This window comes from Hymenobacter aerophilus DSM 13606 (genome assembly GCF_000382225.1).
Lineage (GTDB): Bacteria > Bacteroidota > Bacteroidia > Cytophagales > Hymenobacteraceae > Hymenobacter > Hymenobacter aerophilus.
On record NZ_KB907817.1, the window covers coordinates 44,800 to 69,503 of the forward strand.

General features: G+C 63.6%; 30 protein-coding genes. 5 read left to right on the forward strand and 25 right to left on the reverse strand.

Features of this window, described 5'->3' with window-relative positions; genetic code table 11:
• Window positions 1-229: 229 nt before the first annotated feature.
• The 5 genes from H145_RS0113310 to H145_RS0113330 form a co-directional block, all read right to left on the reverse strand.
• On the reverse strand, window positions 230-634 hold the full coding sequence (locus tag H145_RS0113310; RefSeq protein ID WP_019948654.1) for a group III truncated hemoglobin: 405 nt from the start codon (window positions 632-634) through the stop codon (window positions 230-232).
• A 133-nt stretch (window positions 635-767) separates the two neighbouring features.
• The gene (locus H145_RS0113315) at window positions 768-1,385 is read right to left on the reverse strand and encodes an SCO family protein (protein WP_019948655.1); all 618 of its coding nucleotides are present in this window, start codon (window positions 1,383-1,385) and stop codon (window positions 768-770) included.
• A gap of 8 nt (window positions 1,386-1,393) precedes the next feature.
• Window positions 1,394-2,191 carry a formylglycine-generating enzyme family protein gene (locus H145_RS0113320; RefSeq protein ID WP_019948656.1) on the reverse strand — a complete coding sequence of 266 codons (798 nt, stop codon included), beginning with the start codon at window positions 2,189-2,191 and terminating at the stop codon, window positions 1,394-1,396.
• Between the two features lie 44 nt (window positions 2,192-2,235).
• Window positions 2,236-3,300 (reverse strand): copper-containing nitrite reductase, encoded by a 1,065-nt coding sequence (gene nirK / locus H145_RS0113325; protein WP_019948657.1) that lies wholly within the window; start codon window positions 3,298-3,300, stop codon window positions 2,236-2,238.
• 142 nt (window positions 3,301-3,442) lie between these two features.
• Window positions 3,443-3,982: a c-type cytochrome gene (locus H145_RS0113330; RefSeq protein ID WP_019948658.1), complete on the reverse strand. Its 540-nt coding sequence runs from the start codon at window positions 3,980-3,982 to the stop codon at window positions 3,443-3,445.
• A gap of 340 nt (window positions 3,983-4,322) precedes the next feature.
• Between H145_RS0113330 and H145_RS21295 the strand changes: the two genes are divergently transcribed.
• The gene (locus H145_RS21295) at window positions 4,323-5,633 is read left to right on the forward strand and encodes a hypothetical protein (RefSeq protein WP_157541549.1); all 1,311 of its coding nucleotides are present in this window, start codon (window positions 4,323-4,325) and stop codon (window positions 5,631-5,633) included.
• 116 nt (window positions 5,634-5,749) lie between these two features.
• Here the strand turns inward: H145_RS21295 and H145_RS24775 are convergent, their stop codons facing one another.
• A complete protein-coding gene (locus H145_RS24775) occupies window positions 5,750-6,079 on the reverse strand; it encodes a CsbD family protein (protein ID WP_019948660.1) in 330 nt (109 codons plus the stop codon).
• Window positions 6,080-6,372: 293 nt separating this feature from the next.
• On the opposite strand from H145_RS24775, the gene H145_RS0113345 reads away from it, so the two are divergent.
• The gene (locus tag H145_RS0113345; RefSeq protein WP_019948661.1) at window positions 6,373-8,418 is read left to right on the forward strand and encodes a HelD family protein; all 2,046 of its coding nucleotides are present in this window, start codon (window positions 6,373-6,375) and stop codon (window positions 8,416-8,418) included.
• Between the two features lie 16 nt (window positions 8,419-8,434).
• On the opposite strand, the gene arsB is transcribed toward H145_RS0113345, so the two are convergent.
• The 8 genes from arsB to H145_RS0113385 all read right to left on the reverse strand — a co-directional run bounded on the left by arsB (window position 8,435) and on the right by H145_RS0113385 (window position 14,308).
• Entirely contained in the window at window positions 8,435-9,535 is a 1,101-nt protein-coding gene (gene arsB / locus H145_RS0113350) for an ACR3 family arsenite efflux transporter (protein WP_019948662.1), read from the reverse strand.
• A gap of 38 nt (window positions 9,536-9,573) precedes the next feature.
• Complete coding sequence (locus tag H145_RS0113355) at window positions 9,574-9,984, reverse strand: DUF6691 family protein (protein ID WP_019948663.1); 411 nt, start codon at window positions 9,982-9,984, stop codon at window positions 9,574-9,576.
• Window positions 9,985-10,001: 17 nt separating this feature from the next.
• Entirely contained in the window at window positions 10,002-10,562 is a 561-nt protein-coding gene (locus H145_RS0113360; RefSeq protein ID WP_026351503.1) for a YeeE/YedE family protein, read from the reverse strand.
• A 22-nt stretch (window positions 10,563-10,584) separates the two neighbouring features.
• Entirely contained in the window at window positions 10,585-11,232 is a 648-nt protein-coding gene (locus H145_RS0113365; RefSeq protein WP_019948665.1) for a class I SAM-dependent methyltransferase, read from the reverse strand.
• A 4-nt stretch (window positions 11,233-11,236) separates the two neighbouring features.
• Entirely contained in the window at window positions 11,237-11,575 is a 339-nt protein-coding gene (locus tag H145_RS21305; protein WP_033426249.1) for a rhodanese-like domain-containing protein, read from the reverse strand.
• An 87-nt stretch (window positions 11,576-11,662) separates the two neighbouring features.
• Window positions 11,663-13,018, reverse strand: coding sequence for an MBL fold metallo-hydrolase (locus H145_RS0113375; RefSeq protein ID WP_019948667.1), 1,356 nt, complete (start codon window positions 13,016-13,018; stop codon window positions 11,663-11,665).
• An 85-nt stretch (window positions 13,019-13,103) separates the two neighbouring features.
• Entirely contained in the window at window positions 13,104-13,919 is an 816-nt protein-coding gene (locus H145_RS0113380) for a sulfite exporter TauE/SafE family protein (RefSeq protein WP_019948668.1), read from the reverse strand.
• Between the two features lie 71 nt (window positions 13,920-13,990).
• The gene (locus H145_RS0113385) at window positions 13,991-14,308 is read right to left on the reverse strand and encodes an ArsR/SmtB family transcription factor (RefSeq protein ID WP_071595191.1); all 318 of its coding nucleotides are present in this window, start codon (window positions 14,306-14,308) and stop codon (window positions 13,991-13,993) included.
• A gap of 209 nt (window positions 14,309-14,517) precedes the next feature.
• Between H145_RS0113385 and H145_RS0113390 the strand changes: the two genes are divergently transcribed.
• A complete protein-coding gene (locus H145_RS0113390) occupies window positions 14,518-14,889 on the forward strand; it encodes a hypothetical protein (protein ID WP_157541553.1) in 372 nt (123 codons plus the stop codon).
• Between the two features lie 140 nt (window positions 14,890-15,029).
• Complete coding sequence (locus H145_RS0113395; protein WP_033426241.1) at window positions 15,030-15,647, forward strand: TlpA family protein disulfide reductase; 618 nt, start codon at window positions 15,030-15,032, stop codon at window positions 15,645-15,647.
• Between the two features lie 128 nt (window positions 15,648-15,775).
• On the opposite strand, the gene H145_RS21310 is transcribed toward H145_RS0113395, so the two are convergent.
• Complete coding sequence (locus H145_RS21310) at window positions 15,776-16,090, reverse strand: cupin domain-containing protein (RefSeq protein WP_205619318.1); 315 nt, start codon at window positions 16,088-16,090, stop codon at window positions 15,776-15,778.
• Between the two features lie 229 nt (window positions 16,091-16,319).
• Here H145_RS21310 and H145_RS0113405 point away from each other — a divergent pair, with 229 nt between their 5' ends.
• Window positions 16,320-16,907, forward strand: a complete 588-nt coding sequence (locus H145_RS0113405) for a Crp/Fnr family transcriptional regulator (protein WP_019948673.1) — start codon at window positions 16,320-16,322, stop codon at window positions 16,905-16,907.
• Between the two features lie 123 nt (window positions 16,908-17,030).
• On the opposite strand, the gene H145_RS0113410 is transcribed toward H145_RS0113405, so the two are convergent.
• From H145_RS0113410 to H145_RS0113455, 10 genes are all read right to left on the reverse strand, one after another.
• Window positions 17,031-17,267, reverse strand: coding sequence for a hexameric tyrosine-coordinated heme protein (locus H145_RS0113410; protein WP_019948674.1), 237 nt, complete (start codon window positions 17,265-17,267; stop codon window positions 17,031-17,033).
• Window positions 17,268-17,348: 81 nt separating this feature from the next.
• Window positions 17,349-17,948, reverse strand: coding sequence for a sce7726 family protein (locus H145_RS22865; protein WP_019948675.1), 600 nt, complete (start codon window positions 17,946-17,948; stop codon window positions 17,349-17,351).
• 86 nt (window positions 17,949-18,034) lie between these two features.
• Window positions 18,035-18,265: a hypothetical protein gene (locus tag H145_RS0113420; protein WP_019948676.1), complete on the reverse strand. Its 231-nt coding sequence runs from the start codon at window positions 18,263-18,265 to the stop codon at window positions 18,035-18,037.
• Between the two features lie 145 nt (window positions 18,266-18,410).
• Complete coding sequence (locus H145_RS0113425) at window positions 18,411-19,091, reverse strand: type 1 glutamine amidotransferase domain-containing protein (RefSeq protein WP_019948677.1); 681 nt, start codon at window positions 19,089-19,091, stop codon at window positions 18,411-18,413.
• Window positions 19,092-19,147: 56 nt separating this feature from the next.
• On the reverse strand, window positions 19,148-20,146 hold the full coding sequence (locus H145_RS0113430; RefSeq protein ID WP_019948678.1) for an NADP-dependent oxidoreductase: 999 nt from the start codon (window positions 20,144-20,146) through the stop codon (window positions 19,148-19,150).
• A 105-nt stretch (window positions 20,147-20,251) separates the two neighbouring features.
• The gene (locus H145_RS0113435; protein WP_019948679.1) at window positions 20,252-20,692 is read right to left on the reverse strand and encodes an organic hydroperoxide resistance protein; all 441 of its coding nucleotides are present in this window, start codon (window positions 20,690-20,692) and stop codon (window positions 20,252-20,254) included.
• A 29-nt stretch (window positions 20,693-20,721) separates the two neighbouring features.
• A complete protein-coding gene (locus H145_RS0113440; protein WP_019948680.1) occupies window positions 20,722-21,186 on the reverse strand; it encodes a MarR family winged helix-turn-helix transcriptional regulator in 465 nt (154 codons plus the stop codon).
• 143 nt (window positions 21,187-21,329) lie between these two features.
• Window positions 21,330-21,629, reverse strand: coding sequence for a rhodanese-like domain-containing protein (locus H145_RS0113445; RefSeq protein ID WP_019948681.1), 300 nt, complete (start codon window positions 21,627-21,629; stop codon window positions 21,330-21,332).
• 110 nt (window positions 21,630-21,739) lie between these two features.
• Window positions 21,740-23,611 carry a hypothetical protein gene (locus H145_RS0113450; protein WP_019948682.1) on the reverse strand — a complete coding sequence of 624 codons (1,872 nt, stop codon included), beginning with the start codon at window positions 23,609-23,611 and terminating at the stop codon, window positions 21,740-21,742.
• Between the two features lie 290 nt (window positions 23,612-23,901).
• Window positions 23,902-24,687, reverse strand: a complete 786-nt coding sequence (locus tag H145_RS0113455) for a PASTA domain-containing protein (protein ID WP_019948683.1) — start codon at window positions 24,685-24,687, stop codon at window positions 23,902-23,904.
• Window positions 24,688-24,704 lie beyond the last annotated feature (17 nt).

Sequence of the window (24,704 nt, forward strand, 5' to 3'; positions counted from 1 at the left end):
GCTGCTTACTATTCAACTCTCAATTCAGACGGCAGGTTTTCCTGTAAAAAGCGAAAGCGGCTTTGGAGTCAGTGAACCGTGTAGAGACGCGTCCTCGCGTCTCAATCGTTGAACAGGACTATTGCACGGCACCGTTGCACCGATTTCGTTCAACGATTGAGACGCGAGGACGCGTCTCTACACGGTTCATTTCTGCTGGGCGGCCGGAAATTCAGGCTAGCGTAGCTGACTACAGAATGGACAGGCCATTCTGGCGGGCCATAGCCATTTTGGCCTGGAACAGGTCGCCCATTTTGCGGGCGCGGAGCTTGATTTCGGTGGCATTGTCGCCCACGAACATGCTGTCCACGATTTCGCCGAACAGCGCCAGCCACCGCTCGAAGTGCTCCTCACCGATGGGTAGGTACAGGTGCTTGGCGCCGGGGTTGCCGCGGTAGCCGGCCGCCTGGGCCAGCAGGGCCGCCGTCCAGAAGCGCGTCATGGTATCGAGGTGGGTGGGCCAGTGGCCGTCGGGGATGCGGGCGGCAAAAACGGGCCCCAGCAGCTCGTCGCGGCGCACTACGGTGTAAAAGGCGTCAATCAGCCGCCGGATATCTTCCTGGTTGGTGATGTCGGATAGGGCAACGGTTTCCATGGGGCAAGCGGTTTGGGCGGTTATTCAGGGCCGCCGCAAACAGCAGCAGCCGGCACTACAAGGATACGGCGGGCGCGGCGAAGCAGCGTATGCGCTGCATCATAACAGCTACACAGTTTGGGCCAGCCGCGGCTCATTTAAGCAAGGTTTTGATTTGGCGGATAGTTTCGTCGGGGTTCACGCCCAGGCCTTCCTGCTGAAAGCGCGGCACGCCGTTTTTGTCCAGCACAATGAGCTTGTTGGCGTGCGAGAAATTACCATCGGCCGCCTTTTCGTACTGCACATTCAGCAGCACCGACAACGTGCGCACGGCTTCCTCGGAGCCGCGCAGCAGCACCCAGTTTTTGCCCAAATCCTTCTCGGTGGCGTACTTTTTCAGCTGCGCGGCCGAGTCGCGGGCCACATCGAAGCTGACGAGGGCGTAGTTGATCTGGCCGTCGGCCGCCAGCCGGGTTTCAATGGCCTTCATGTCGTCGGTGAGGCGGGGGCAGGCGTAGCCGCAGTTGGTAAACACCATGGCCAGCAACGTGGGCTTGCCGGCCAGCTCGGGCAGGTGCAGTGGCTTCTTGTCCTGGGTTTCGAAGGTGTCGGGCAGCTGAAACACGCTTTCCGTCGGCAGCCCCGAAACCGGGCGCGTCGTGGTGGGCGCGGGCGCCGCCATTGCCGGGGCGGTGGCGGCGGCTTCGTCGGGGTTGGTGTTGCAGCCGGCCAGCAGCAGGCCAGCGGCGGCCAGCAGAAGGAGTTGTTTCATGGAGGAAATTAAATGCTTTGGGCGCAGCGGAAGCCCAGGTTTTGGATGCAGAAATTGCCTTTCAGGCTGCCGCGGTAGCCGAAGCGCATGAAGCCCGCGTAGTCGGTTTTGTCTTTCACGCTCACGGCCCCGGCGGCGCAGAAGGCCTGCACCTCATCGGTGGTGTTGCCCCGCGAGTCGGTCGAGCCCACGAAGCTGTTGAAGTCGAAAGTCCACTCCCAAATCAGGCCGTGCATATCGTAGAGGCCGTATTGGTTGACGTAGGTAGACTTGACCGGGGGCAGCACCGCGGGGTTGGGCCGCTTGTACCAATCCAGAATGTAGTCGGTGAGCGAGTTGAAGCGGATGTTGCGGGGCTTGCCGTTGCCGGCCAGCTCCCACTCGGCCACTGTGGGCAGGCGCTTGCCCTTCCATCGGGCATAAGCCTGGGCGGCAAACCACGACACGCTCACGACCGGGGCAGACAGCAGCCGGGCATCGGTAGGGGCCAGGGTGGTGTCGGTGGCCCAGTGGTGGAGGTAGTTTTTGTCGGCGAACAGCCGGTTTACCCGCGAGCGGCGCCAGGCCGGATTGCGCTTTACAAACTCGATAAACTCGGCGTTGGTCACGGCGTACTCATCAAGCCGGAAGGCCGCCACCGGCACGGGCCGGGTGGCTTCCGTCCGGAAAAACGGCGCGTACACGCCCCCCGGCACCGTGTGCATGGGCTTGACCGGCCTGGCCGGCGCCCGGCCGGCCTGGGCCAGTGCGCCGGGAGCCGCCGCCAGCAGCAGAATCAGAAAAAGTAAATGCTTGATGCGTGCCATGCTGCCAACTGCGTCAATCAACCAAAGGCCGCGTACCGGCCCGCTTATTTGGTGCGCTTGAAAACGGCCGGGTTTTCTTCGCCGCTCACCTTAATCTGGGCAATGGCGCCCTTGTTGAAGGCCCGGTAAATCGAGTGGTCCACCAGGTTGAGCACGCCCGGCACCTGCAACGACATTTCGACGACGCTGGAGCCGCCGGCCGGAATGAGCGTGGTTTGCACGTTGGTATTTACCGCGCTGCCGCCTTCCATGTACACCTTGTCGAATATCTCGCCGATGGCGTGGAACGAGGACACCAGGTTGGGCCCGCCGTTGCCCACGAACAGGCGCACGTTTTCGCCCACGTTGGCCTGCAGGGCGTTTTTGCCGGTGGTCGAGCGCACGCGGCCGTTAAACAGCACGTAGTCGGCCTGCTCCCGGATGGCTTTTTCCTCGTCGAAGGGCTGCAGGCCCTGCGCCTCAAACTTGCCTTTGGTGTAGAAGTCGCCCTGCATGAGGTAAAACTCGCGGTCGACTTTGGGCAAACCCTCGGCGGGCTCCACCAGAATCAGGCCGTACATGCCGTTGGCGATGTGCATGCCCACCGGGCCGGTGGCGCAGTGGTACACAAACAAACCCGGCTGCAACACCCGAAACTGGAAGTTGGCACTCTGGCCCGGCGCCACGTTGGTGGCTTCGGCGCCGCCGCCCGGCCCGTTCACGGCGTGCAGGTCGATGTTGTGCACCACCTTGCTGTCGGGGGCATTCTTGAGGGTGAAATCCACCAAGTCGCCCACCCGCACCCGGATGAACTTGCCGGGCACTTTGCCGCCAAAAGTCCAGAAGGTGTACTCGGTGTCGTCGGAAATCTTCATCACCTTCTCTATCACCTCCAGCTCCACCATCACCTTTTTGGGCGTGTTGTACGTCAGGGGCTTGGGCACCAGCGGGGCATCGGTGAGCTCGGCCGTGACGGTGCCGGTCAGCGGGGCATTCAGGTCGACGGCGGCGGCGGTGTCGGCGGCCTTGTCCTGGCCCGTTTCCTGGCAGGAAAACAGGAGCGTGGACGCGGAAAGGGCCGTCAGCAGAAGGCCGATTCGGACTTGCGGGAAATCGGGTAAGAAGCGCATGCGTTGGGTTCTGTAAACTTTAGAGAGAGAAGACGTTATCCGCGGCCAGGCCGGCAAGCGGGCGCCTGCGTAACGTCCGGGGCCCCTGCGGCTAGTGGGCCGGGCTGGCCCGCCGGCCGCAGGGGCGTTTGGTCGGCGGAGCTTAGTTTTTGGCTACCAGCGTGCGCATGTACTCCAGCACCTCGCGGCCTTCGGTTTCCGAAAGGCCCTGGTTAGGCATGCGCACCATGCACTGCTCCAGGGCCTTCTGGGCCTCCGGGTCGGTGTCGAGCATCTTGTCGGTATGCACAATCATGTTCATAATCCACTCGGGCTTGCGGTGCTCGGTGATGTTGGCCCAGCCCGGCCCGACCACACGGTTGGTGCCCATGCTGTGGCACGACTGGCACTTGAGCTCCGAAATGGCCTTGCCCTTGGCGGCCATATCCTGGTCGACGGTGGGGCCGAGCTTTACCTGGTCGGCGGTGAAAATGCCATCGGCCCCGCCGGCTTCCGGTGCCGCGTCGGCCTTGGCCATGGCGTCCTTGGCCGCCGGCGTGTCGTAGATGCTGCCCGAGCTGGCCGTCGTGTCTTCGGCCGGGGCGTCGCTGCCGCCGCAGGCGCTGAACGCCGCGCCGCCCGCGAGCAGCGCCGCCGCCAGCACCAGCGAGCGGAGGGAGTGGGGTGTGGTTGAAAATGCCATAAAAGGGGTAAGGGGGAAAAAAGGTGAATGGAAAAGAAAAAAGCGGCTGTCGGCACTCCTCTGGCTGCCCGGCCCCGACCGTTCACCGAACGATTTGGCCCCTGGCGCGGGCGGCTGAGCAAAGGAGTGGCTGAAGGAGTCGAATGCTTGATTTTAAGGCTGCTACCCGGGTCAGGCCCGCTGGCAGCAGCCAGGAGCAGTGGGTAATGCGTCAAATCTAGGGTGCGAGGCTCGGGCGTCTTATGATGAAAATCATACAGTTGGATGATAGAAATCAGAAGCCCCGTCCAGGAATCAGAATAGTTTTACTGCCAGCGTTTCCCTCCTTATCCCGCCCCGCATGCAATCAATGCCCGATTCCTGGCCGCCCGCTCGTCGGTGGATCCAAATTGCGCTTATCAACTTGGCCGTGGCGGCGCTGCTGGGCGCGCTGATGCGCTACATCTTCCTGTGGGAAGTGCCGGGCGTGGAGTACCGCAGCATTATGCACGCGCACAGCCACGGCGCCATGCTGGGCTGGGTGTATCTGGCGCTGTTTGCGGGCTACGTGGTGCTGGCCGGCCCCACCCGGCGGGCCTACACCTACCTGTTCTGGGCCACCCAGCTGACGGTGGTGGCCATTTTCGGGCTGTTTGCGCTGCAGGGCTACTCGGCGGCTTCCATTGCCGTTACCTGCCTGCACGTGCTGCTCTCGTACGTGGCCGTGGCCCTGCTCTGGCCCGATTTGCGCCGCCGGCTGGCCGGTACGGCCGCGCTGCCCTACCTGCTGGCGGGCCTGGGCAGCATTGTGCTATCCACGCTGGGGCTGTGGGCGCTGGGGGCTATTATGAGCTCCCGGCCGCCCAACATGACGCTGTTTTACCTGGCCATCCAGTTCTTCCTGCACGGGCAGCTCAACGGCTGGTTTATGTTTGGCACGCTGGGCCTGGTGGTGGCTTTTCTGGAACGGCGGCAGCTGCCCCTGCACGCGGCCCGGCTGCGGCAGGCGTTCGGGCTGCTGCTCTGCAGCCTGCTGCCAACGTATGGGCTGGCGGTGGCCTGGGCCGAGCGGCATCCTGCGGTGTATGCCATTACGGCGCTGGGCGTGCTGCTGCAGCTGCTGGGCGTGGTGCAGTGGCTGCGGGCAGTGTGGCCCGCATTGCAGCAACTCATGGCCCCGCTCTCGCCGCTGCTGCGCGGCTTGTGGGGTTTTGGCATTGGCTCGCTGGCGTTCAAGGCGCTGGTGCACGCGGCCGTGGCGGTGCCCTACGTGGCCATCATGTCGTTTACGGTGCGCAACTTCGTGATTGGGTTTGTGCACCTCGTAACGCTGGGGGCCACTACGCTCACGCTGCTGGCGCTGCTGCACGGGCAGGGGCTGCTTTCGTTGCGCGGCCGGGGGGCGCGGCTGGGGGCTTGGTTGCTGCTGGCCGGCTTCGTGCTGACGGAGCTGCTGCTGTTTCTGCAGGGCCTCATGCTCTGGCTCGACTGGAGCTTCATTCCGGCCTACCACACGGTGCTGCTGCTGGCCACGCTGCTGCTGCCCGTCGGGGCGCTGCTGCTGGCCCTGCGCGCCGCCCAAAAGCCGATTGGGGACCCCGCCGTGCCGCTAAATTCCCATCCCGACTACGCGCCAGTTTCTGCCGACGGCCGCGCCGGGGCGGAGCGGTAGTAGGGTGCTTTCTGAATGAAAAAGCCCCACGGGCGGCCTCAGTTGGTTTAAACAACCGGGGCCGCCCGTGGGGCTTTAAGCAAGCAGCTGATTCGCGCCGGGGCGCGCAGAAGGGCTTATAGCGAAATCAGCAGCTTGAAAACCTTGCGCTTGCTTTTGCCGAGCTTGGCTTTCAGCCGCTCTACCAGCTCGTGGCCGCGGCCTTCTATATACGTCAGGTCCTCGTCGGTGAGCTGGGTGTAGGCGTGCTGGAGCTTGGCCTTGAGCTTGTTCCAGTCGCCGAGCAGGCGCAGGCGCTGGTCGGTGCGGAAGTCGCGGAACTGGCGGCGACGCTCGGTGCTGCGCTTGGAATACAGCAGGATGCCGACCACGGCGCCAACGCCGGCGCCGGCCAGGGAGGTGAGCAATACTTTGCCGGTTGCTTTCTTACGGGTTTCGGGCTTCATCGGTAGAGGGTTAAAAAGTAGCAAATGCAGCCGCGGGCCAGCGGGGCACCGGGCGCTGCACTTGCGCAAAGGTGGCGCCCCGCCCGCCCCGGGGCCCTGACTTTCACCAGCCTATTGCATGATGTTCGTCAGGTGCCGATGGCGGCGCGGCCCGGGCTGTTTGCCGGTTTACGCAGCATTTGGGCGGTGCGTTGGCCTGTGGGGTGAGCTGGCCGGCCGGCTAAAACCCGCGGCGGCTTCCAAGAGCCGGAATTTGCGCTGACCTTTGCAGCTCATTCCCCAAGCGCCCGGCCGTGACGAACGAAACCCTGCAAGACGAGAAAGAATACCTGGAAGAAATCAAGGAGCAGCTCACGCTGGCCATCCGGCGGGTGGATGGCTCGGTGAAGCAGTTTTCCGACGAGCTGCGCGAGAAAAAGGAGTACATCCACGAGCACCAGTCGGGCATGGATGGGGCCGATATGGTGGCCGCGGGCCAGTCTATCAACCGGATGGCGTTTACGGGCGAGGCGGCGGTGGGCCGCAAGCGCAAGCTGCTCAAGCTGGGCCAGTCGCCCTACTTTGGCCGCCTAGATTTCGCGCCGGCCGGTAAGGAGGCCGCGCCGGTGTACATCGGCATCTACTCGTTTTTTGATGAGCAGCGGCGGGCCAACCTGATTTACGACTGGCGGGCGCCCATCTCGTCGATGTTCTATGATTTTGAGCTGGGCGAAGGCTTCTACACCACGCCCGGGGGCAAAGTGCGGGGCGAAATCAGGCGCAAGCGGCAGTACAAAATCCGCGACGGGCGGCTGGAATTCATGCTCGACAGCGGCGTGAACATCCACGACGACGTGCTGCAGCGCGAGCTGGCCAAATCGTCCGACGACAAGCTCAAGAACATCGTCGCCACCATTCAGCGCGACCAGAACGCGGTGATTCGCAACGAGGAGGCCCCGGTGATGGTGATTCAGGGCGTGGCCGGCTCGGGCAAAACCTCCATTGCCCTGCACCGCATTGCGTTTCTGCTCTACCGCTTCCGCGAAACCATTGCCGCCTCCGACATCCTTATCATCTCGCCCAACAAGGTCTTTGCCGACTACATCTCCAACGTGCTGCCCGAGCTGGGCGAGGAGCACATTCCGGAGCTGGTGATGGAGGAGCTGGCGGCCGACCTGCTCGAAAACAACCAGCCGTTCCAGACGTTTTTCGAGCAGGTGTCGGCTTTGCTGGAGCGGCCCGACCCGGCCTTCATCGAGCGGATTCAGTTCAAATCGTCGTTTGAATTCCTGAGCCAGCTCAACCAGTACCTGCTGGATATTGAGAACAACGGCCTCCGGTTTCAGGACCTGCGGGTGGGCGGCACGGTGGTGCCGAAGGCGGTTATCGAGCAGAAATTCCGCACTTACCACCGCGTGCCGCTGCTGAAGCGGTTCGCGCTGGCCGCCCAGGACGTGCGCGACTACGTGCGCCACGCCGTCGGCCGCAAGCTCAGCGGCCGCGAAAAATCCACCATCAGCGAAGCCCTGGACCGGCTGTTCCCGTTCCGCACGGTGCTCGACAGCTACCGCGACTTTTACCGCTGGGTGGGCCGGCCCGAGCTGCTCAAGCTAAACCACAGCCTCAAGCTGGAGTACGCCGACGTGTTTGCCCTGATTTACCTGCGCATCCGGCTGGAAGGCGTGAGTGCCTACGCCCACGTAAAGCACCTGCTCATCGACGAAATGCAGGATTACACGCCCGTGCAGTACGCCGTGCTGTCGCGCCTGTTTAGCTGCCGCAAAACCATTCTGGGCGACGTGAGCCAGACGGTGAACCCCTACAGCGCGTCCTCGGCCGAAACCATCGAGCGGGTGTTTCCGCAGGCCGAAGTGGTGCGCCTGTACCGCAGCTACCGCTCGACCATGGAAATTACGGCCTTCGCCCAGCGCATCGTGCCCAATCCCCACATCCTGCCCTTGGAACGGCACGGCCCCGCGCCCGCCATTGTGCGCTGCAGCGGCCCCGCCGACGAGCTGGCGCAGCTCGGGCAGCTGCTGGCGGCCTACCGCAACTCCGGCAACCAGTCGCTGGGCATCATCTGCAAAACCCTGCCGCAGGCCGAGCTGGTGTTTGAGGCTCTGGAGGCCCCGGACGTGCATTTGCTGACCGATGAGTCCTCGGCTTTCAAGGAAGGCGTCGTCATCACCACGGCCCATTTGGCCAAAGGGCTGGAGTTTGACGAGGTAATTGTGCCCTTTGTGTCCGCCCAAAACTACCGGACGGAAGTGGACCAGAGCATGCTGTACGTGGCCTGCACCCGCGCCATGCACCAGCTCACGCTCACGCACACCGGCCCGCTGACCGCGTTTCTGGCCTGATTAGGCCGGAGAAAGGCTAGCGGCCGGGTGCCGTAGCCGGGTACCAGCGGCGCCGCAGCCAGAAGGCCACGTTCACGAGAGCAATGAGGGCGGGCACTTCGATGAGCGGGCCGATGACGCCGGCGAAGGCCTGCCCCGAGTTGAGGCCGAACACGCCGATGGCCACGGCAATGGCCAGCTCGAAATTGTTGCCGGTGGCGGTGAAGGCAATGGAGGTGTTCTCGGCGTAGCTGGCGCCCAGGTACTTGCCGGCCGCGAAGCTGAGCAGAAACATAATGCCGAAGTACAATGCCAGCGGCAGGGCAATGCGCAGCACATCGAGCGGCAGCTGCACGATGGTTTCGCCCTTCAGGCTGAACATGACCACAATGGTGAGCAGCAGCGCCCCGAGCGTAATGGGGCTGATGGCCGGAATGAACACCTGTTCGTACCACGCGTCGCCCTTCAGGCGGCGCAGCACCGCGCGCGACAGAAAGCCGGCCGCGAACGGAATGCCCAGGTACGTGAGTACGCTCTGGGCAATATCGCCGATGCTGATATTGACCGCATAGCCCGGCAGCCCGAAATACGGCGGCAGCACGGTGATAAACAACCAGGCCAGCACCGCATAAAACAGCACCTGGAAGATGGAGTTGAGCGCCACCAGTCCGGCGGCGTACTCGCGGCTGCCGTCGGCCAGCTCGTTCCACACCAGCACCATGGCAATGCAGCGGGCAATGCCAATCAGAATCAGGCCCACCATGTACTCGGGCTTGTCGGGCAGCAGCCACACGGCCAGCCCAAACATCAGCAGCGGCCCCACCAGCCAGTTCAGAACCAGCGAGAGGCCAATGATGCGCGTGTTGCGAAAAACCGTGGGCAGCTGCTCGTACTTCACCTTGGCCAGCGGCGGGTACATCATCAGCATCAGCCCCAGAGCCAGCGGCACGTTCACGGTGCCCACCGAAAAGTAGTTCACCGCCTCGTTGATGCCGGGCACGAAATAGCCCAGGCCCACGCCCAGCGCCATGGCCAGGAAAATCCACAGCGTGAGGCCCCGGTCGAGGCCGGAGAGCTTTTTTCGGGCCGGGTGGGCCGGGGCGGTAACGGTCGGCAGGGGTGGCGGGAGGGGAGGCATACGAGGCTTAAAGAAAGGTTAGTCCGGCAACGGGCACCCTACCGGGGTAGCCGCTCGCGCAGGGCGCTGTAGGTCCAGGTGCCGGCCAGCGCGGCCAGAATGAGCACCGCGGCGCCGGCCACGCCGCTGCCCAGCTGGGCAAACATGGGGCCGGGGCAGGCGCCGGTCAGGGCCCAGCCGAGCCCGAAAATAGTGCCGCCAATCCAGGTGCCGTGAGTGTACTGCTTATCGGCCAGCCTGATTTCTTCGCCGTTGATGGTTTTCAGGCGGTTGCGCTTGATGAGCTGAATCGAAAGCAGGCCCACCACAATGGCCGAGCCGATGACGCCGTACATGTGGAAGCTCTGGAAGCGGAACATCTCCTGGATGCGCCACCAGCTGACCACTTCGCTTTTGGTGAGGATGATGCCGAACAGCACGCCCAGCACCAGGTATTTCAGGTTTTTCATCAGACGAGCAACAAGCGTTAGAACAGCAGCGGGAACAGCACCCAGGTCATCAAAAGGCCGCCCACAAAAAAGGCAATAACTGCCACCATCGACACCCACTGCAGGTTGGAGAGGCCCGAAATGGCGTGGCCCGAGGTGCAGCCGCCGGCGTAGCGCGTGCCGAAGCCCACCAGAAAGCCGCCCAGCACCAGAAACACCCAGCCCTTCCAGTTGCCCAGGTTTTCCAGCGCAAACAGCTCGCGGGGCAGCAAACCCGAAAAGTCGGTCAGGTGCAGTTGCGCCTTTAGGTCGCGCACGGTTTCGGCCGAAATAGCCACCGTGTCGGGGTGGCCCATCAGCTGGTAGCTGATGAAGCCGCCGAGGCCGATGCCGAGCACGAAAAACAGGTTCCAGGCCTCGGCGCGCCAGTTGTAGTTGAGAAACGGGATGCCCGCGGGCACGCAGGCGGCGCACACGTGCCGCAGCGAGGAGCTGATGCCCAGCGCCTTATTGCCGATGAGCAGCAGCGCGGGCACCGTCAGGCCAATCAGCGGCCCGGCCACGTACCAGGGCCAGGGCTGACGAAGTAATTCAAGCATAAGAAAACAGGAAAGCGAAGCCTCAGCCCGTGGCGGCCAACTGGCGGCGGAAGGAGCAGAAGAGGAAGTTCTGGGTGGTTTGAAACGGCGTGTGGTGGTCTTCGGTGCGGCAGCGCAGCTTCCGGAAACCCTGGTGCAACTGCTCGGTTAGCTGCTGCTCGCTGTACTGGCGGATGGGCAGCCCGCTGCACCTGGTGGGCCCCTCCGGCGAGAACGTGCCCATGGTGAGGTAGCCGCCGGGCACCACCGCCGCCCGGGCCAGCGCCAGGTAGCGCGCCACGTCGGGGGCAGCCGTCAGGAAGTGGAACGCGGCCCGGTCGTGCCAGAGGGCGTAGGTCTGGGGGGGCTGAAAGTCGCGCACGTCGGCCTCCAGCCACTGCACGCGGCTGGCCGCCGCCGGCCCCAGCCGCTGCCGGGCCCGGGCCAGCGCCGCCCCCGAAATATCGAGCACCGTCAGGTTCTCGTAGCCCTCCGCCAGCAGAAAATCCACCAGCTTACTGTCGCCGCCGCCCACATCGATAATGGGCGCCTGCCGGGGCAGCGCAAAGCCGCGGATAAATTCGAGCGAAGTGGCGGGCACCTCCTGAGTCCAGCTGACCTGGTGGGGCTGGCGGGTGTCGTACACAGTTTCCCAGTGCTGCTTGCCGCCGGCCGAAGTTGAAGTAGCCATCCGGTTAGCGCTCCAGTGGTTCCGACCAGTCGAGCACGCCGCCCAGCATATTGGCTACTGACGTGAAACCGGCCTGGCTAAGCTGCCCCGCCGCTTTGGCCGACCGCGCCCCGCTGCGGCAGTACACGTAGGTGGGCTGGGTTTTATCCAGCGCCGCCACGCGCTGCGCAAAGTCGGGCGCCGTTACGTCGATGTTGATGGCGCCGGGCAGGTGGCCGCCGGCAAACTCGTCGGGGCGGCGCACATCGAGCAGCACCGCGCCGGGCTGGCGCAGGGCCTCGGCAAACTGGGCCGGCGTCAGGTTATCGTAGGCCGGGGGAGAGGACTTAAAGAAGTTGAGCATCAGTAAACTGGAAATGAGAAGGAAAAGCACGGCGGCCACAGCCAGCGGCCGTCGCTGCAAAAAGATGGGCAGCATCAGTAGTGGCCGTTAGTGCCGGGCCGTGGCCGACTGAAACGACTTCACCGCCTCGCCCAAATCGAACACCTGGGTGCCGGCCAGCACGGGGGCCACAATGCTGGTGCCGGCCGCCGAGCGGTAGCCGCCGGCGCAGTGAATCAGCACGGGCTTGTCGGTCGGAATTTCGTGGGCCCGCTCGCGCAGCTCGGGCAGCGGAATGCTAAGGGCGCCCTCAAAAATAGGCTCGTCGCGGTGCTCCACGCGGTTGCGGATATCAACGATGGTGTAGTCGGCGGGATGCTGGCGGAATTGCGCCACGTCGATTTTCGGTAGCTTAGCGTCCTCGGCCGGCGAGCCTACCAACGCGCCCTTAATCAGGCCTTCGTAGCCAATTTTGGCGGTTTTGGTGATGAGGCTTGCCAGCGTGGCCTCGTCGGCGGCCAGCAGGTAGAACGGCTCCTCGGGGCCAATAATCGAGCCCAGCCAGGTTTCAAACTTGCCGCCCTGCTGAATGTTGAGCGCGCCCGCTACGTGGCCCTGTTTGAACTCGGCTTCGGGGCGCGAATCCACCACCAGCACGCCCTCGGCCAGCTGAGTACCGGACTTGAGCCGCGGCACCTTCTCCACGCTCGGGGCGTAGGCGGGCGCGCCGGCCTTGTTCAGGGCCACATCGTGCCCGAAATACTTCGGAATGAACGGCTGGTCGGCCAGCAGCTCCTGCACGAATTCCTGCTCGCTCATGTCGCGCAGCATGGGGTTGCTGAATTTCTCATCGGCGATGGTGCTGCTGCTGGCGCCGCTCAGGGCCTTGCCGCAGAGGCTGCCCGCGCCGTGGGCCGGGTACACCAGCACGTCGCCGGCCAGCGGCAGCAGCTTGTCGCGCAGCGAATGGTACATCTGGCGGGCCAGCTCCTCGCGCTTGGCGGTGAGGTTACCGGCCTTTTCGCGCAGGTCGGGCCGGCCCACGTCGCCGATAAACAGCGTGTCGCCGGTGAAGGCGGCCACGTCGCGGCCTTCGCGGCTCAGAATGATGGTGATGGAATCGGGCGAGTGGCCGGGTGTGTTCAGGGCCCGCAGCGTGAGCTTGCCGCTGCTAAACTCCTGGCCCTCATCGAACGCCTCGTGGGCATAATCGGCCCCCAGCAGCTTGCTGACGCGGATAGTGGCGCCGGTGTGCTCGGCAATTTCGCGGTGCGAGCTCACAAAATCGGCGTGCGGGTGGGTTTCGATGACGCTGATGATGCGGGCCTCGTGCTTGCGGGCGTAATCGTAGTAGGGCTGCGGGTCGCGGGCCGGGTCAATCAGCACGATTTCGCGGGCGCACTCGCTGAGGATGGCGTAAGAAAAATGGGCGAGGCCCTTGTCTTCAAACTGTTCGATTTTCATACAAAAGGTGCTTGGAAAATGAAGGAAGTTGGAGAAAGCGAAGCGTTAGGAGTCTACTTGAGTCCTGTTTCGTGTCATGCTCATTCTACTGCCTGAACACCAGCTCGCGGAGCAGAATAAACGTGCCCATGGCCAGCGTAAACCAGCCGAACGCGGGTTTGAGCCGGGCACCCGGAATAAAGCGGGCCAGATAGGTGCCCAGCACGATGCCGGCCAGCGCGAAGGCCAGAAAGCCCAGCAGGAAACCCCAGGCGATGGGCGTGCCGGCGCTCAAATCACCCGTAAAACCGATGAGCGAGTTCAGCGAAATAATGGCCAGGGAGGTGCCCACGGCCAGTTTCATGGGCAGGCGGGCGCCCAGCACCAGCGCCGGAATAATCAGGAATCCTCCCCCCGCTCCCACGAAGCCGGTAAGCGCGCCCACCACCAGCCCGATGCCCAGAATAAGCGGGTAATTGAAGGCCTGCTGGCTGGCCAATCTGTCGGTGGGCGTTGCTTCGGCCGGCCGGCTGCGAATCATGGACGTAGCGGCCACCACCATCAGAACCGCAAACGCCACCAGCACCAGCAGGTCTTTGGTGAAAATGAGGCGGCCCACCGTGAACAGCTCCTGCGGAATGGCGGGCATGAGCAGCTTGCGCACCGCAAACACCGACAGCAGCGACGGCAGCAGGAAAATAAACGCCGTTTTCAGCGAAACCAGGCCCTTACGAAAGTAGCCCGCCGCGCCCACCACCGAAGTCGAGCCCACCACGAACAGCGAGTACGCCGTGCTCAGCACCGGACTCACGCCCATCAGATACACCAGCACCGGCACGGTGAGAATGGAGCCGCCGCCGCCCATAATGCCCAGCGAAAGGCCGATGAAGATGGCGGAAAAATAGCCGAAGTAGGGGAGCATGCCGGAGCGAGGAAACGTATGTAGTTATGAAGGAGTATTCATGTATAGCAGCCTAAAAAAGGCCGGCGCTCCTACAGAAAAGTGCATCCGGCCAGACACTGAATCACGTCAACCACCTCGCGCATTTTCAGCGAGTAGAAGATGTTCTTGCCGTCGCGCTGGCTGCCCAGAATGCCCTTAAGCTTCATGCCGGTCAGGTGGTGGGAGAGGAGGCTCTGCTCCACCTGCAGCTTCTCGCTGATTTCCGTCACCGACAGGCTTTCCTGCCGGGCCAGCAGCTGCACAATGGCAATGCGGGTCGGGTGGGCGGTGGTTTTGAGGATAAAAGCCACCTTCTCCATCTTCTCGGTGGTCAGGTTCAGGTCGGAGGAATCAGGTGTTGGAGTCATATTGTGATGCAAATGTATGAACATTTGTTCATGTGTGCAACTGCGGGCAACCGCTTGGCCGGTGGCCGGCGCCGGGCCCCGCCACCCGCTGCGCCCGTAACGGCACGCTTTATGCGCAGCGGGCAGCCGCTGCCGGGCGGCCCGTTGCCGCTTTGGCTGCCGGCTGGTTGCTGAAAATGTGCCCACCTTTGCCCTTCGCTTCGTTGTTTATGCCCCGTTCACTGGCCCATTTGCTGCTGCTGCTCTATGCCGGGTTGTTCCTGCACTGCCAGCCGCTGCCCGCCCGCGGCGCCGGTAGCGGCTGGGGCGGCAACGCGCCGCAGCAACAGTCCCGCGCCGGCCTGTGCAAAAAGAAGCTGCAGACGGTGCAGTCTGCTCCTGTATCTGAGCAGACTCAGCTGGCCAAAACCAAGCTGCTGCTGCCGGACTTGGCTTTGGGCAGCGACTTTGCGGCCCTGTATTTCGGGCTGCTGTTGCCGGCCGATGCGCCCCATGCGGCGCCGGTCCGCGGCCCGAATGCCGGCCTGGAGCAGGCGTTTGCCAATCACCCCAACAAGGCTCCGCCCGTTCGTTTTTCGTAACGCAACGCACGCTGGAGCCGGGTACTGTATCCGGTTCGCCGTTCCCACTTGCTGGGCGCGGTAGCCGGGTTTTTCATGCCCGGCCACCGGCTGGCGGCCCCTTGTATCTCTTTGTCATCACGCTTTCAGATTCTCTGATTATGAATCGTAAAAACCTTGTTTCCTGGCTTCCACTAGCCCTGTTTGCCCTCGTTCTGTTCACCCCGCTCCGCACGCCGGTTATGGGCACCATCCAGCGCGGACTGCTGGCTACCGGCCTGTGGAACGCCGATGCGCCGGTTGAGCTGGCCCCCGCTGCCACGGCCCCTACGCCCGCGGTGCCCGTGGGCGGCGCAACCTACCCGCACAACCTGCCGCTGCTCACGCTCGATGGCCAGCACGTCAACCTCAGCGACCTGAAGGGCAAGGCGGTGTTCGTGAACCTGTGGGCCAGCTGGTGCGCGCCCTGCGTGGCCGAAATGCCCGGCATCCAGGCGCTGTACCAGAAAATGGACCCCACGAAGGTGGCCTTTGTAATGATTTCACTGGATGAGAACCCGGCCAAGGCCCGGGCCATGCTCAAGCGCAAAGGCTACACCTTCCCGGTGTATTTCCCGATGGGGCCGCTGGCCGCGCCGTTCGATTCCAATTCCATTCCCTCCACCGTTATTCTCGACCCCAACGGGCAGGTAGTGGCCCGCCACGACGGCATGGCCGAGTACGATACGCCCGAGTTCAAGGCCGCCCTCGAAAACCTAACGCGACCCGCCCGCAACTAATCAGCCAGCCCAAGCGGCCTAACCATCACCCCCGCACAACGCCGCCCCATCGTAGCACCTGTTACGATGGGGCGGCGTTGCGCGGGGGTGATGGCAGGCGGCAGGGGAAAAGCGGCCTGCGCCGCGCCCTAGCGGTAGATAACGATGCGGGCCGCCTTGTGGCAGACCAGGGAGTGAGGGGCACCCTGCGGGAAAATCACGTAGTCGCCGGCCTGCACTTCCACCGTTTTGTCATTCTCCTGCGTGATGGCCAGCTCGCCGGCCAGCACAATCACCAGCACGTCGCCGCCATCGTGGTGATGGGTGGGCATAGATTCGCCGGCTTCGAGGGTTTTATAGATGATGCGCTGCCCATCTTTATTGAGGAGCACGTGGCCTTTTTGAGGGCCCAGAGACTTGTGGCGGCCATCGAGGAGGCTGCCGGCTTGCATAGGAGCGAACATAAACAGAAGCGTGTAATAGAAGAAGGCCGGCAGCCCGCCGGCAAGGGGGCCAGTGGCCATTGCAGAAGCAAAGGTCGCCGCCCGGCGGCCCCGCCTTTATGATCTGGCGCATACCGGGCGGTTTATTTTGGGCCTCTGCGGCACGTTCCGGAGCCGCTAAACGCCGGCCCGATTAGCTCGTTTGCCCGGCAGAAGCGAGCTTTGCGGCTCTCTTACCGCTATATGTATCATGATTGAAGTCGACATCCTGGAGCAGTTCGGGGCCACCCAACGCAGCCTGGCCAAGGGCGAAGTGCTGTTTGCCGAAGACGAGCCGGCCCATTTCTACTACCAGGTTCTGCGGGGCGAAGTGCGGATGATAAACCGCATCGAGGACGGCACCGAGTTTATTCAGGGTATTTTTCAGGCCGGCGAAAGCCTGGGCGAGCCGCCGCTGTTCGGCGAGTTTCCGTATCCGGCCTCGGCCGTGGCCAGCCAACCGGCCGTAGTGCTGCGGCTGGCCTACCCGGCCCTGCTGGAGCTGCTGCGCCAGCGCTTCGATATCCACCAGCGCTTTCTTGCCACGCTGGCCAAACGCCTGCAATACAAGTCTATGCAGGCCCGCGAGATGTCGAGCTACCCCGCGGCCCACCAGCTGCTTACGCTGCTGGACTACTTCAAGCAGCAGGCCGGCAACCCGCCCGATTTTCTGGTGCCCCTGACCCGGCAGGAGCTGGCCGACCTGACCGGGCTGCGCGTTGAAACCGTTATCCGCACCGTTAAGCAGCTGGAGCACGAGGGCAAGCTGGCGCTGCGCGACGGCAAAATTGTGCTGTAAGCTCACACAGCAAGGTCCGCCCGGGCCCGTTCCCTTTTCAAGCGGAAACGCACCCGGGCGGACCTTACAGAGGGCTCGGTTTATGGAGCAGCAAGCACCGGAAGCAGTGCTGCTTGCTGGGCTTTAGCGCCAGTAGTTGTTGGCCGCCGCAATGGTGGCAAACTCGATGGCCACCGTGTGGGTTACGGCCAGCAGCATGGCCGCGTCGTTGGCGTACACGTCGCGCAGCTGCTCGCGCTTTTGGGCATCGGGCTGGGTGGCTTTCACAATGAGGCGGCTCATGCGCACGGCCAGCTGGCGGCCTTCTTCGGGGGTGGCGGTGAGCAGGCTGTTGTTCGGAACGAGGGTTACGGCTTCCATGGGCAGGAAAAAAAGGTGGGAGATAAACACCGGCGCCGGCTGACTACCGGCTGCGGGCAACGACGTCAAGATACTCGGAAATCAGTGTTTCGGGCGCCGCTTGCGCCGTTTGGCAATCCGCTCGCGCTCCAGCTTGCGCTCGGCGCGCATGAGCAGGCGCTCCTCGTAGCGGCTCAGCAGCTGGCGGCGCACAAAGTGGGCGAGGTCGGCCAGCGAAACCAAACGGGTGGTGCGCAGGAAGCTCATAATGTCGCGGCGGCGCAGCCCGCTGACGCCCGGCAGCCCCTGGGCCAGCAAATACTGCTTGATTTCCTCTACGCGCAGCAGCCCCGCCACCGCGGGCCGCTCGACGGTGGCGTTGTACTGGGCCGGGCGATGGGCCTGCAAACCAGCCGGCGAGGCCACCAGCACGCCCACCCACTCGGGCAGCAGCGGCAGCAGCCGGGCCAGGTGCTTTTCGGTGACCACAAACGTGACGAAATCGTAGGCCTGGCTGTAGCAGGGCAGCTGCCGGGGCACGCGCTGCAGCGTATCGGCGTCGCCCTTCAGCTCGTAGCCGTGCATAAACTGCTCGGTGATGTGCACCACGTCGGCGCGGGTGGTGCCGGTGGGCAGCTCGTCGATAAACACCCCGCCCGCCAGCAGCGGGTACAGCAAAGGCCGGATATCCGCGTCGTTCATTTCAGGAGCTACAAGCTTCAAGCCGCAAGCTACAAGCTGGCGTGAACATCAGCTTGTAGCTTGCGGCTTGAAGCTTGCGGCCCAAATCAAATGACCCGTATCCGGTCGTGGTGGGCGTCGTCGCGCAGAATTTCCAGGCCCTTGTAGGCCAGCGGGCGGCCGGTATTGTGGGTCAGGCCGTCGTTTTCGTAGAGGTGGGCCACATCCAGCACCAGCTGGGTGTATTTCCGCTCGCCCAGCTCGATGGCTACGGGGCGGCCGTGGCTGGAATCGAAGGTGGCCAGGGCCTGGTCAATTTCCTCCAGTATCTTACTCATAGCTTGAAAGGACGGGTACGCGGGGGAAATATAGAAAGATGCGCGCAGTAATGCCGCGCCGCCCGCGCCGGGCAGCCGCAAAAAGCGGCCCCACTTGCTCCTTTCGGAATAAGTGGGGCCGCTAAGCGGGCGCAAAAACTGCCGCTTATTTCTTCAGCAGCGCCAATAGGGCTTCGGCGGCGGGCTCGGAGGAGGCCGGGTTCTGGCCCGTAATCAGGTGGCCGGCCTGCGTTACGTAGGGCGCCCAGTCGGCACCTTTCGAGTAGTCGCCACCGTTTTCCTTGAGCATATCTTCCACCAGAAAAGGCACCACGTTGGTCAGCTGCACGGCGTCTTCTTCGGTGTTCGTGAAGCCGGTAACCGATTTGCCCTTCACCAGCGGCTCGCCGTTGGCGGCCTTGGCGTGGCGCAGCACGGCCGGGGCGTGGCACACGGCCGCAACCGGCTTGCCGGCGGCGTACATGCGCTCAATCAGCGCAATCGACTGCCGGTCCTCGGCTAAATCCCAGAGCGGACCGTGGCCGCCGGGGTAAAACACGGCGTCGTAATCAGCGCCCGAAACCGAGGCCAGCTTCACGGTCGAAGCCAGCACCTGCTGGGCCTCGTCGTCGGCTTTGAAGCGCTTGGTGGCGTCGGTCTGGGCGCTGGCGTCGTCGCTTTTGGGGTCGAGGGGCGGCTGGCCACCCTGGGGCGAAGCCACGGTCAGCGTCGCGCCGGCATCCTTGAACACGTAATAGGGCGCGGCGAATTCTTCGAGCCAGAAGCCGGTTTTTTCGCCCGTATTGCCCAGCTGGTCGTGCGAGGTGAGCACCATCAAAATTTTCATGGAAGTCGTTTTAAGCGTTTAGAAGTATGCGGCCGGCCAATCTGGCTGTCACGCAATCAGGCCACTTTCACCACGGCCTTGCCGGTGTTGTCGCCCTGGAACAAACCCAGGAACGCGGCCGGAATCTGGTCGAAGCCCTCGGTTACGGTTTCCTCGAACTGCAGCTTGCCCTGCGCGTACCACTCGGCCAGCTGGCGGCTGCCCTCGGGCCAGCGGCTGTGGTAGTCGCTGACAATAAAGCCCTGCAGCTTGCTGCTGGTTTTGAGCAGCTTGCCTTCGGGGCGCGGCCCGGTGGGCACTTCGGTGGCGTTGTAGAGCGAAATCTGGCCGCAGAGGGCAATGCGGGCGTGCTTGTTGAGCAGGTCGTACACGGCATCGGTGATGGGGCCGCCCACGTTGTCGAAGTAGCAATCCACGCCGTTGGGCGCGGCGGCGGCCAGCGCGGCGGGCACGTCGGCGGTTTTGTAGTTGATGGCCTCATCGAAGCCCAGCTCTTTCAGGTAGGTTACTTTCTCGTCGGAGCCGGCCGTGCCAATCACGCGGGCGCCCTTTATTTTGGCCAGCTGGCCCACCACCATGCCCACGGCCCCGGCCGCGCCCGACACGACCACTGTTTCGCCTTCCTTAGGTTCGCAGATGTCGAGCAGGCCGAAATAGGCGGTCAGGCCCGTCATGCCCAGCAACCCCAGGTAGTAGCTGATGGGCGCTTTGCCCTCGGTCGGCAGGGCCTGCAGGCTTTTGGCCGGGGCTATGCTGAACTCCTGCCAGGGCAGGTTGCCCACCACCAAACGGCCTACCGGCAGGTGCTCGGCCTGGCTTTCCACTACCTCGGCCACCACGCCGCCCGCGAGGGGCTCGCCCACCTTAAAGGGCTCCACGTACGATTTAGCGCTGCTCATGCGGCCCCGCATATAAGGGTCCACGCTTACGTAGCGGGTTTTAAGCAGCACCTCGCCAGCCTGTAGTGCGGGCAGCTCGCGGGTTTCAAATTGGAACTGGGCCTCGGTGGGCTCGCCCTGGGGGCGGCTGGCGAGCAGGATGGTGTTGGTTTTCATAGTAGGTGTCAGTTGTTAATTATCAGTTGTCAGCTGTCCGTTTTTGGTTGCCGGCTGCCAAGAGGCTATTACCCTGACAGCTGGCAACCAAAAACGGACAACTGCCTAAGCGGCGTGGGTGGTTGTGGTCAGGTTGACCTCGATGTTGCCGCGGGTGGCGCGCGAGTAGGGGCAGATGCCGTGGGCGGCTTCTACGAGCTGCTCGGCCTGGGCCTGCTCGAAGCCGGGCAGGTTCACGTGCAGGTCGGCCGAAATGCCGTAGCCGCCGTCTTCGGCCTGACCGAAACCGATGAGGGCTTCCACTGTCACGTCCTGGAGCTTTACGCCGGCCTGGCGGGCCGCTACGCCCAGGGCGCCTTCAAAGCAGGAAGAATACGCGGCCGCAAACAGCTGCTCGGGGTTGGTAGCGCCGGCTTTGCCGGGGCCGCCCATTTCCTTGGGCGTGCTCAGCGCGAGGTTCAGCACGTCGTTGTTGGTGCTGATGGCGCCGTCGCGGCCGCCTTTGGCTTTAGCCTGGGCCGTGAATACTTTGTTGGTGAGTTTCATGGGGAATGAATAAAAAGAGAAAGAAAAGGCTATTGCAGCCGGGTAAGCAATTGGTTGAGCTGGCTACGCAAGGCCAGAAAATCGGCTTCGGGCATCCCGAGGCGGGAAAGCAGCTGCTCCGGAATCCGGCAGGCCGGCCCGCGCAGGGCCTCGCCCGCCGGCTGCAGCCCGATGATGACCGAACGCTCGTCGCGCGCATCGCGGCGGCGGCTGAGCCACTGGCGCTGCTCCATGCGCTTGAGCAGCGGCGTAAGGGTACCCGAATCGAGCAGCAGGTGCTCGCCCAACTCCTTTACCGTCAGCTCCTGGTGTTCCCACAGCAGCAGCAGCACCAGATACTGCGGATACGTCAGGCCCAGCTCCTGTAGCAGCGGCTGGTAAGCCTTGGTGAGCATCCGCGAAGCGGCGTACAGCGGAAAGCACAGCTGGTTTCCCAGCCGTAGCAAAGCGTGCGGGTCGTTGGGGTCGGGTAGGGGAGTTGCAGAGTCGGCCATGGATACTAGATACCGCTAATGGGTTGTATAAGTTTTAATAGTGCACAACTAATTTGTAGAAAAGAACTGACCAGCGCTGTAGTCAGCAACTGGCCAGTTAGTTACAGTGGCAGATAATAACGGTCCGCCGAAGCAGGTAGGGGTCAGACCTTCTCGTAGCCCTGGATGCCGCCAATCAGGTTGCGCACCTGGCTGAAGCCCTGCTGCTGCAGAAAGGCTTTGGCGGCGGCCGAGCGGCTGCCGCCCTTGCAATGCACGATTACCTCCTGGTCGCGCAGGTCTTCGAGCTCGTCTACTTTGCTCGGCAGCTCGCCCAGCGGGATGTTGCGGCTGCCCTCGATGCGGCTTTCTTCATTTTCCCAGGTTTCGCGCACGTCAATGATAACGGGGGCGGTGCCCTGGGCTACGCGGTCTTTTAATTCAACGGCCGTGATGTCGGTCATGGTAGGGTAGGAAGAGCGGTGAAAAGCCCCGGATGGAAAGGAAGGAGGAAGGGCTTCAAACGCAACAATAGCAAAAAAGCCAGACAAAACGCGGCTATTCCATTTTGGGACTACTGCCCGCCCACCGCCAGCCGTTGCGTGAGCACCTGGCCGTTGGGCAGTTGCAGGCGCACAAAGTACAGCCCGGCCGCCAGCGGCAGTTGCAATTCGGGCCGGCCGGCCTCGGCGGCGGGCTGCTCCCACACCACCCGGCCCAGCGCGTCGAGCACGGTGGCGCGGCGGTAGGGACCGGGCACCCGCACCCGGCCGTCGGGCGTGGGGTTGGGGGCGAGGCGGTAGCGGGCGGCCACATCGGCGGCCGGCGCGCTGGTTACTACGCCGCCGCCCATCAGTGGCCGCAGCATCAGGGCCCCGGCCGGACTGTAGTTGGTGGCAGGGTTGAACGGCGCCAGCGCGCCCGGCAGGCCCGAGAACAGGTAATTGGGGGGCGAGGCGTTGTTCAGGTCGTAGCCGACCTCGACGAACTGGGGCGTGGGTGCCTGGCCGTAGCCGGCAAAAAAGCTGCCGCTCACCTTCACCGGCGCATCAAACACCACCTCCACGTAGGGCTGGCCGGCGGGCAGCGTCAGCGGCACGGTAAAGGTTTTGGTAGCCTTGGGCTGCGCGGCGGGCCCCAGAATGCCGTTGGTGCGCGTCGCGGCCGAATCCCAGATGGCGGCCGTGAGCGTGCGGCCGCCGGCCGTGGCCAGCACCGGGTACAGCCGCAGGGCCCGCACTTGGTCGGGCTGGTTGAGGTCGAAGCGCAGCGCGTAGTAGCTGGGCGGACCCGTCGAGGCCGGTGCCAGGCTCAGCGAGGCTTCGGCCGTGCCGTCGTCGTAAGCAAAGTAGTCGCTTAGGTCGGTGCGGCGGCTGGCGGTGTCGTTGGCGAGCGTGCGCGGGTCGGTTTCGTTGGTGATGAGGATCAGGCGCTGCCGCAGCTGCTTGGGGGCGGGCGTAACGGGCACGGTGGCCGCGCTGGGGTCGCCCACAATCGGGTACTGCCGGGCGCCGGCATCGAGTGAGGCGTTGCCGCGCAGAAAGCGCGAAGTGGTATTGTCGGGCAGCACATCGAGCAAACCCAGCCAGGTGATGGGCGTGGGGGCGGGGCCGGCGTCGAGGTTGTTGGCGGTGGTAGCGGTGCGCGAAGCCAGCTCGCGGGCGGGGTTCACGTTGAACTGGTGCACCGGCATGGCCGTGTAGCGGCGCAGGGCGCTGGGCAGGGCCCGGCTGGTGGCAATGTCGCGGAAGGTCGAGTCGGTGGCCGAGCGGTTGCGGTCGAGGCGCACGTAGTCCACGCTCCAGGCGTCGCGGGCGTTGTAGAGGTAGCCGCTGGTGCGAATCCGGAACTGGAAGTTGCCGTGCAGGTAGGCAGTCTGGTTGATGGGCAGGGCCTTGAAGCGGAAGTTGGTCGTGTCGGCCGGACTATCAAGCCGCCACACCTCGTTCCAGCGACCGTTTTCGCTTTTAAACTCCACGTAGAGCGCAATGGGCCGGGTGCCGCTGGCCTCGGGCCGCCCGCGCCGGGTGCCGGCCTGCCAGAAAAAGCTCAGGTACACGTTATCAGTCGGCTGCAGTCCTTTCAGGTCGATGGGCTGCGAAGTCAGCGAGTCGGCGTCGCCCACCCGGCCAATGGCGCCGCGGGGCCGGCCGAGGGCGTCGAGGCCGTCGAGCGTGGCCACGTTGCGCGAAATGGGCCGGCGCGGGTAGCGGTTGTTCACCAGCGCCCCGCCCGCGGGCTCCCAGCGTTGGGCGTCGGGCCGGCCTTCGGGCTGGCGGGCAAAGTCATCGAAAAACGGCAGTGGCAGCGCCGTTACCCGGTTTGCCGCACCCACCGCGCCCACCGCGGCGTGGGCCGGCTCCGAGCCCAGCGGCCGGATTTGCTGGCCCTGACTAAAATAGGGTGCCAGCAGCAGGGCCAGCAGGTAGCAGTAGCGGTAAGTCATATAAGCAAGATCAAAAGGCGGGTATGAAGGCGCACAACAGCGCGCTCAGCAGTACGGCTATAAACGAAACAAGGTCCGCTGACGTGCAACGAACCTCGCTTTTTTGAGCGGTTGGTGAGCATGGGTTGGAAAGAACGTCATTCTGAGCAGCACTGTCATTCTGAGCGCAGCGAAGAATCTCGCGTGCAGTAGTAACCCTTACTATGAGGAGTTACTTTGGCACGCGAGATTCTTCGCTGCGCTCTGAATGACAGTTCTGCTGAGAATAACGTTCTTTTCCTCCCTAATCCTTATTCCACCGCTTTTACCGGGCCCGAGCCGGCTACCCACAAATCCACGAGCTGGCCCATGCGGATGGTGGTGCCGGGGCCGGTCACCGGGCGCTGCTTGATGACGGTGCCGTCAGTTTCGCCATTGCGGGCGGGCTGGTAGAAGATTTCGCCCACCTGCAGGCCCTGACCCACGAGCAGGGTAGTGGCCTCATCGGCGGGCATATTCACGAGGTTGGGAACCGGGAACTCCTGGTTGCCCAGCCCGTCGCCCACTTCCAGATCTACGCGGGTGCCTTTGGTGATGGGCGCGCCGGACGCAATTTCGCGCCCGTTCACCGACTGCTTGAGCACGGCATCCTTCTGAATGTTAGGCACAAACTTAAGCTGGCCGACCACCAGATCGTAACTCTTGAGAATCATCTGGGCGTTTTTCACCGAGCCGTCGGTGAGCTTGGGCATCTTGATGACGGGCGGATTTTTCATCGACACCGTCACGTAAAGCTTGCGGCCTTCCTTCACCTGCTCGCCGGGCTTGGGCTCCTGCTGCAACACCGTGCCGGGCTTGATGCCCGAGTTGTAGGTGCTGTCATCGACCAGATAGGCCAGGTTGCGCTCGTCGAGGTAGTCCTCCAGATCGGCCTGGTTCATACCCGTAACTTTCGGCACCACAATGGTTTCGCCGTGGTTGGTGGTGATGGGCAGATACACCTGAAAGAACCCGAACACCAGCGCCCCCACCAGCAGCAGAATCAGGAGCAGGTGCTTGAACAAATCGGCCGGCGTATCGGAGCGGAGAAACGACATGGATGTAGAAGTGAGAA

Excerpts from the sequence above, each read along its gene's own strand:
- H145_RS0113405 (WP_019948673.1), top strand. The coding sequence starts at position 16,320 with ATGATTGAAGTCGACATCCTGGAGCAGTTCGGGGCCACCCAACGCAGC.
- H145_RS0113355 (WP_019948663.1), bottom strand. The coding sequence starts at position 9,984 with ATGAAAAACCTGAAATACCTGGTGCTGGGCGTGCTGTTCGGCATCATC.
- H145_RS0113445 (WP_019948681.1), bottom strand. The coding sequence starts at position 21,629 with ATGACCGACATCACGGCCGTTGAATTAAAAGACCGCGTAGCCCAGGGC.
- H145_RS0113425 (WP_019948677.1), bottom strand. The coding sequence starts at position 19,091 with ATGAAAATTTTGATGGTGCTCACCTCGCACGACCAGCTGGGCAATACG.
- H145_RS0113310 (WP_019948654.1), bottom strand. The coding sequence starts at position 634 with ATGGAAACCGTTGCCCTATCCGACATCACCAACCAGGAAGATATCCGG.
- H145_RS0113420 (WP_019948676.1), bottom strand. The coding sequence starts at position 18,265 with ATGAGTAAGATACTGGAGGAAATTGACCAGGCCCTGGCCACCTTCGAT.
- H145_RS0113375 (WP_019948667.1), bottom strand. The coding sequence starts at position 13,018 with ATGAAAATCGAACAGTTTGAAGACAAGGGCCTCGCCCATTTTTCTTAC.
- H145_RS21310 (WP_205619318.1), bottom strand. The coding sequence starts at position 16,090 with ATGTTCGCTCCTATGCAAGCCGGCAGCCTCCTCGATGGCCGCCACAAG.
- H145_RS22865 (WP_019948675.1), bottom strand. The coding sequence starts at position 17,948 with ATGAACGACGCGGATATCCGGCCTTTGCTGTACCCGCTGCTGGCGGGC.
- H145_RS0113390 (WP_157541553.1), top strand. The coding sequence starts at position 14,518 with ATGCCCCGTTCACTGGCCCATTTGCTGCTGCTGCTCTATGCCGGGTTG.
- H145_RS0113330 (WP_019948658.1), bottom strand. The coding sequence starts at position 3,982 with ATGGCATTTTCAACCACACCCCACTCCCTCCGCTCGCTGGTGCTGGCG.
- H145_RS0113380 (WP_019948668.1), bottom strand. The coding sequence starts at position 13,919 with ATGCTCCCCTACTTCGGCTATTTTTCCGCCATCTTCATCGGCCTTTCG.
- H145_RS0113430 (WP_019948678.1), bottom strand. The coding sequence starts at position 20,146 with ATGAAAACCAACACCATCCTGCTCGCCAGCCGCCCCCAGGGCGAGCCC.
- H145_RS0113450 (WP_019948682.1), bottom strand. The coding sequence starts at position 23,611 with ATGACTTACCGCTACTGCTACCTGCTGGCCCTGCTGCTGGCACCCTAT.
- H145_RS0113315 (WP_019948655.1), bottom strand. The coding sequence starts at position 1,385 with ATGAAACAACTCCTTCTGCTGGCCGCCGCTGGCCTGCTGCTGGCCGGC.
- H145_RS0113435 (WP_019948679.1), bottom strand. The coding sequence starts at position 20,692 with ATGAAACTCACCAACAAAGTATTCACGGCCCAGGCTAAAGCCAAAGGC.
- H145_RS0113455 (WP_019948683.1), bottom strand. The coding sequence starts at position 24,687 with ATGTCGTTTCTCCGCTCCGATACGCCGGCCGATTTGTTCAAGCACCTG.
- H145_RS0113360 (WP_026351503.1), bottom strand. The coding sequence starts at position 10,562 with ATGCTTGAATTACTTCGTCAGCCCTGGCCCTGGTACGTGGCCGGGCCG.
- H145_RS0113410 (WP_019948674.1), bottom strand. The coding sequence starts at position 17,267 with ATGGAAGCCGTAACCCTCGTTCCGAACAACAGCCTGCTCACCGCCACC.
- nirK (WP_019948657.1), bottom strand. The coding sequence starts at position 3,300 with ATGCGCTTCTTACCCGATTTCCCGCAAGTCCGAATCGGCCTTCTGCTG.
- H145_RS0113320 (WP_019948656.1), bottom strand. The coding sequence starts at position 2,191 with ATGGCACGCATCAAGCATTTACTTTTTCTGATTCTGCTGCTGGCGGCG.
- H145_RS21295 (WP_157541549.1), top strand. The coding sequence starts at position 4,323 with ATGCAATCAATGCCCGATTCCTGGCCGCCCGCTCGTCGGTGGATCCAA.
- arsB (WP_019948662.1), bottom strand. The coding sequence starts at position 9,535 with ATGCCTCCCCTCCCGCCACCCCTGCCGACCGTTACCGCCCCGGCCCAC.
- H145_RS0113365 (WP_019948665.1), bottom strand. The coding sequence starts at position 11,232 with ATGGCTACTTCAACTTCGGCCGGCGGCAAGCAGCACTGGGAAACTGTG.
- H145_RS0113440 (WP_019948680.1), bottom strand. The coding sequence starts at position 21,186 with ATGGCCGACTCTGCAACTCCCCTACCCGACCCCAACGACCCGCACGCT.
- H145_RS24775 (WP_019948660.1), bottom strand. The coding sequence starts at position 6,079 with ATGAAGCCCGAAACCCGTAAGAAAGCAACCGGCAAAGTATTGCTCACC.
- H145_RS21305 (WP_033426249.1), bottom strand. The coding sequence starts at position 11,575 with ATGCTCAACTTCTTTAAGTCCTCTCCCCCGGCCTACGATAACCTGACG.
- H145_RS0113385 (WP_071595191.1), bottom strand. The coding sequence starts at position 14,308 with ATGACTCCAACACCTGATTCCTCCGACCTGAACCTGACCACCGAGAAG.
- H145_RS0113395 (WP_033426241.1), top strand. The coding sequence starts at position 15,030 with ATGAATCGTAAAAACCTTGTTTCCTGGCTTCCACTAGCCCTGTTTGCC.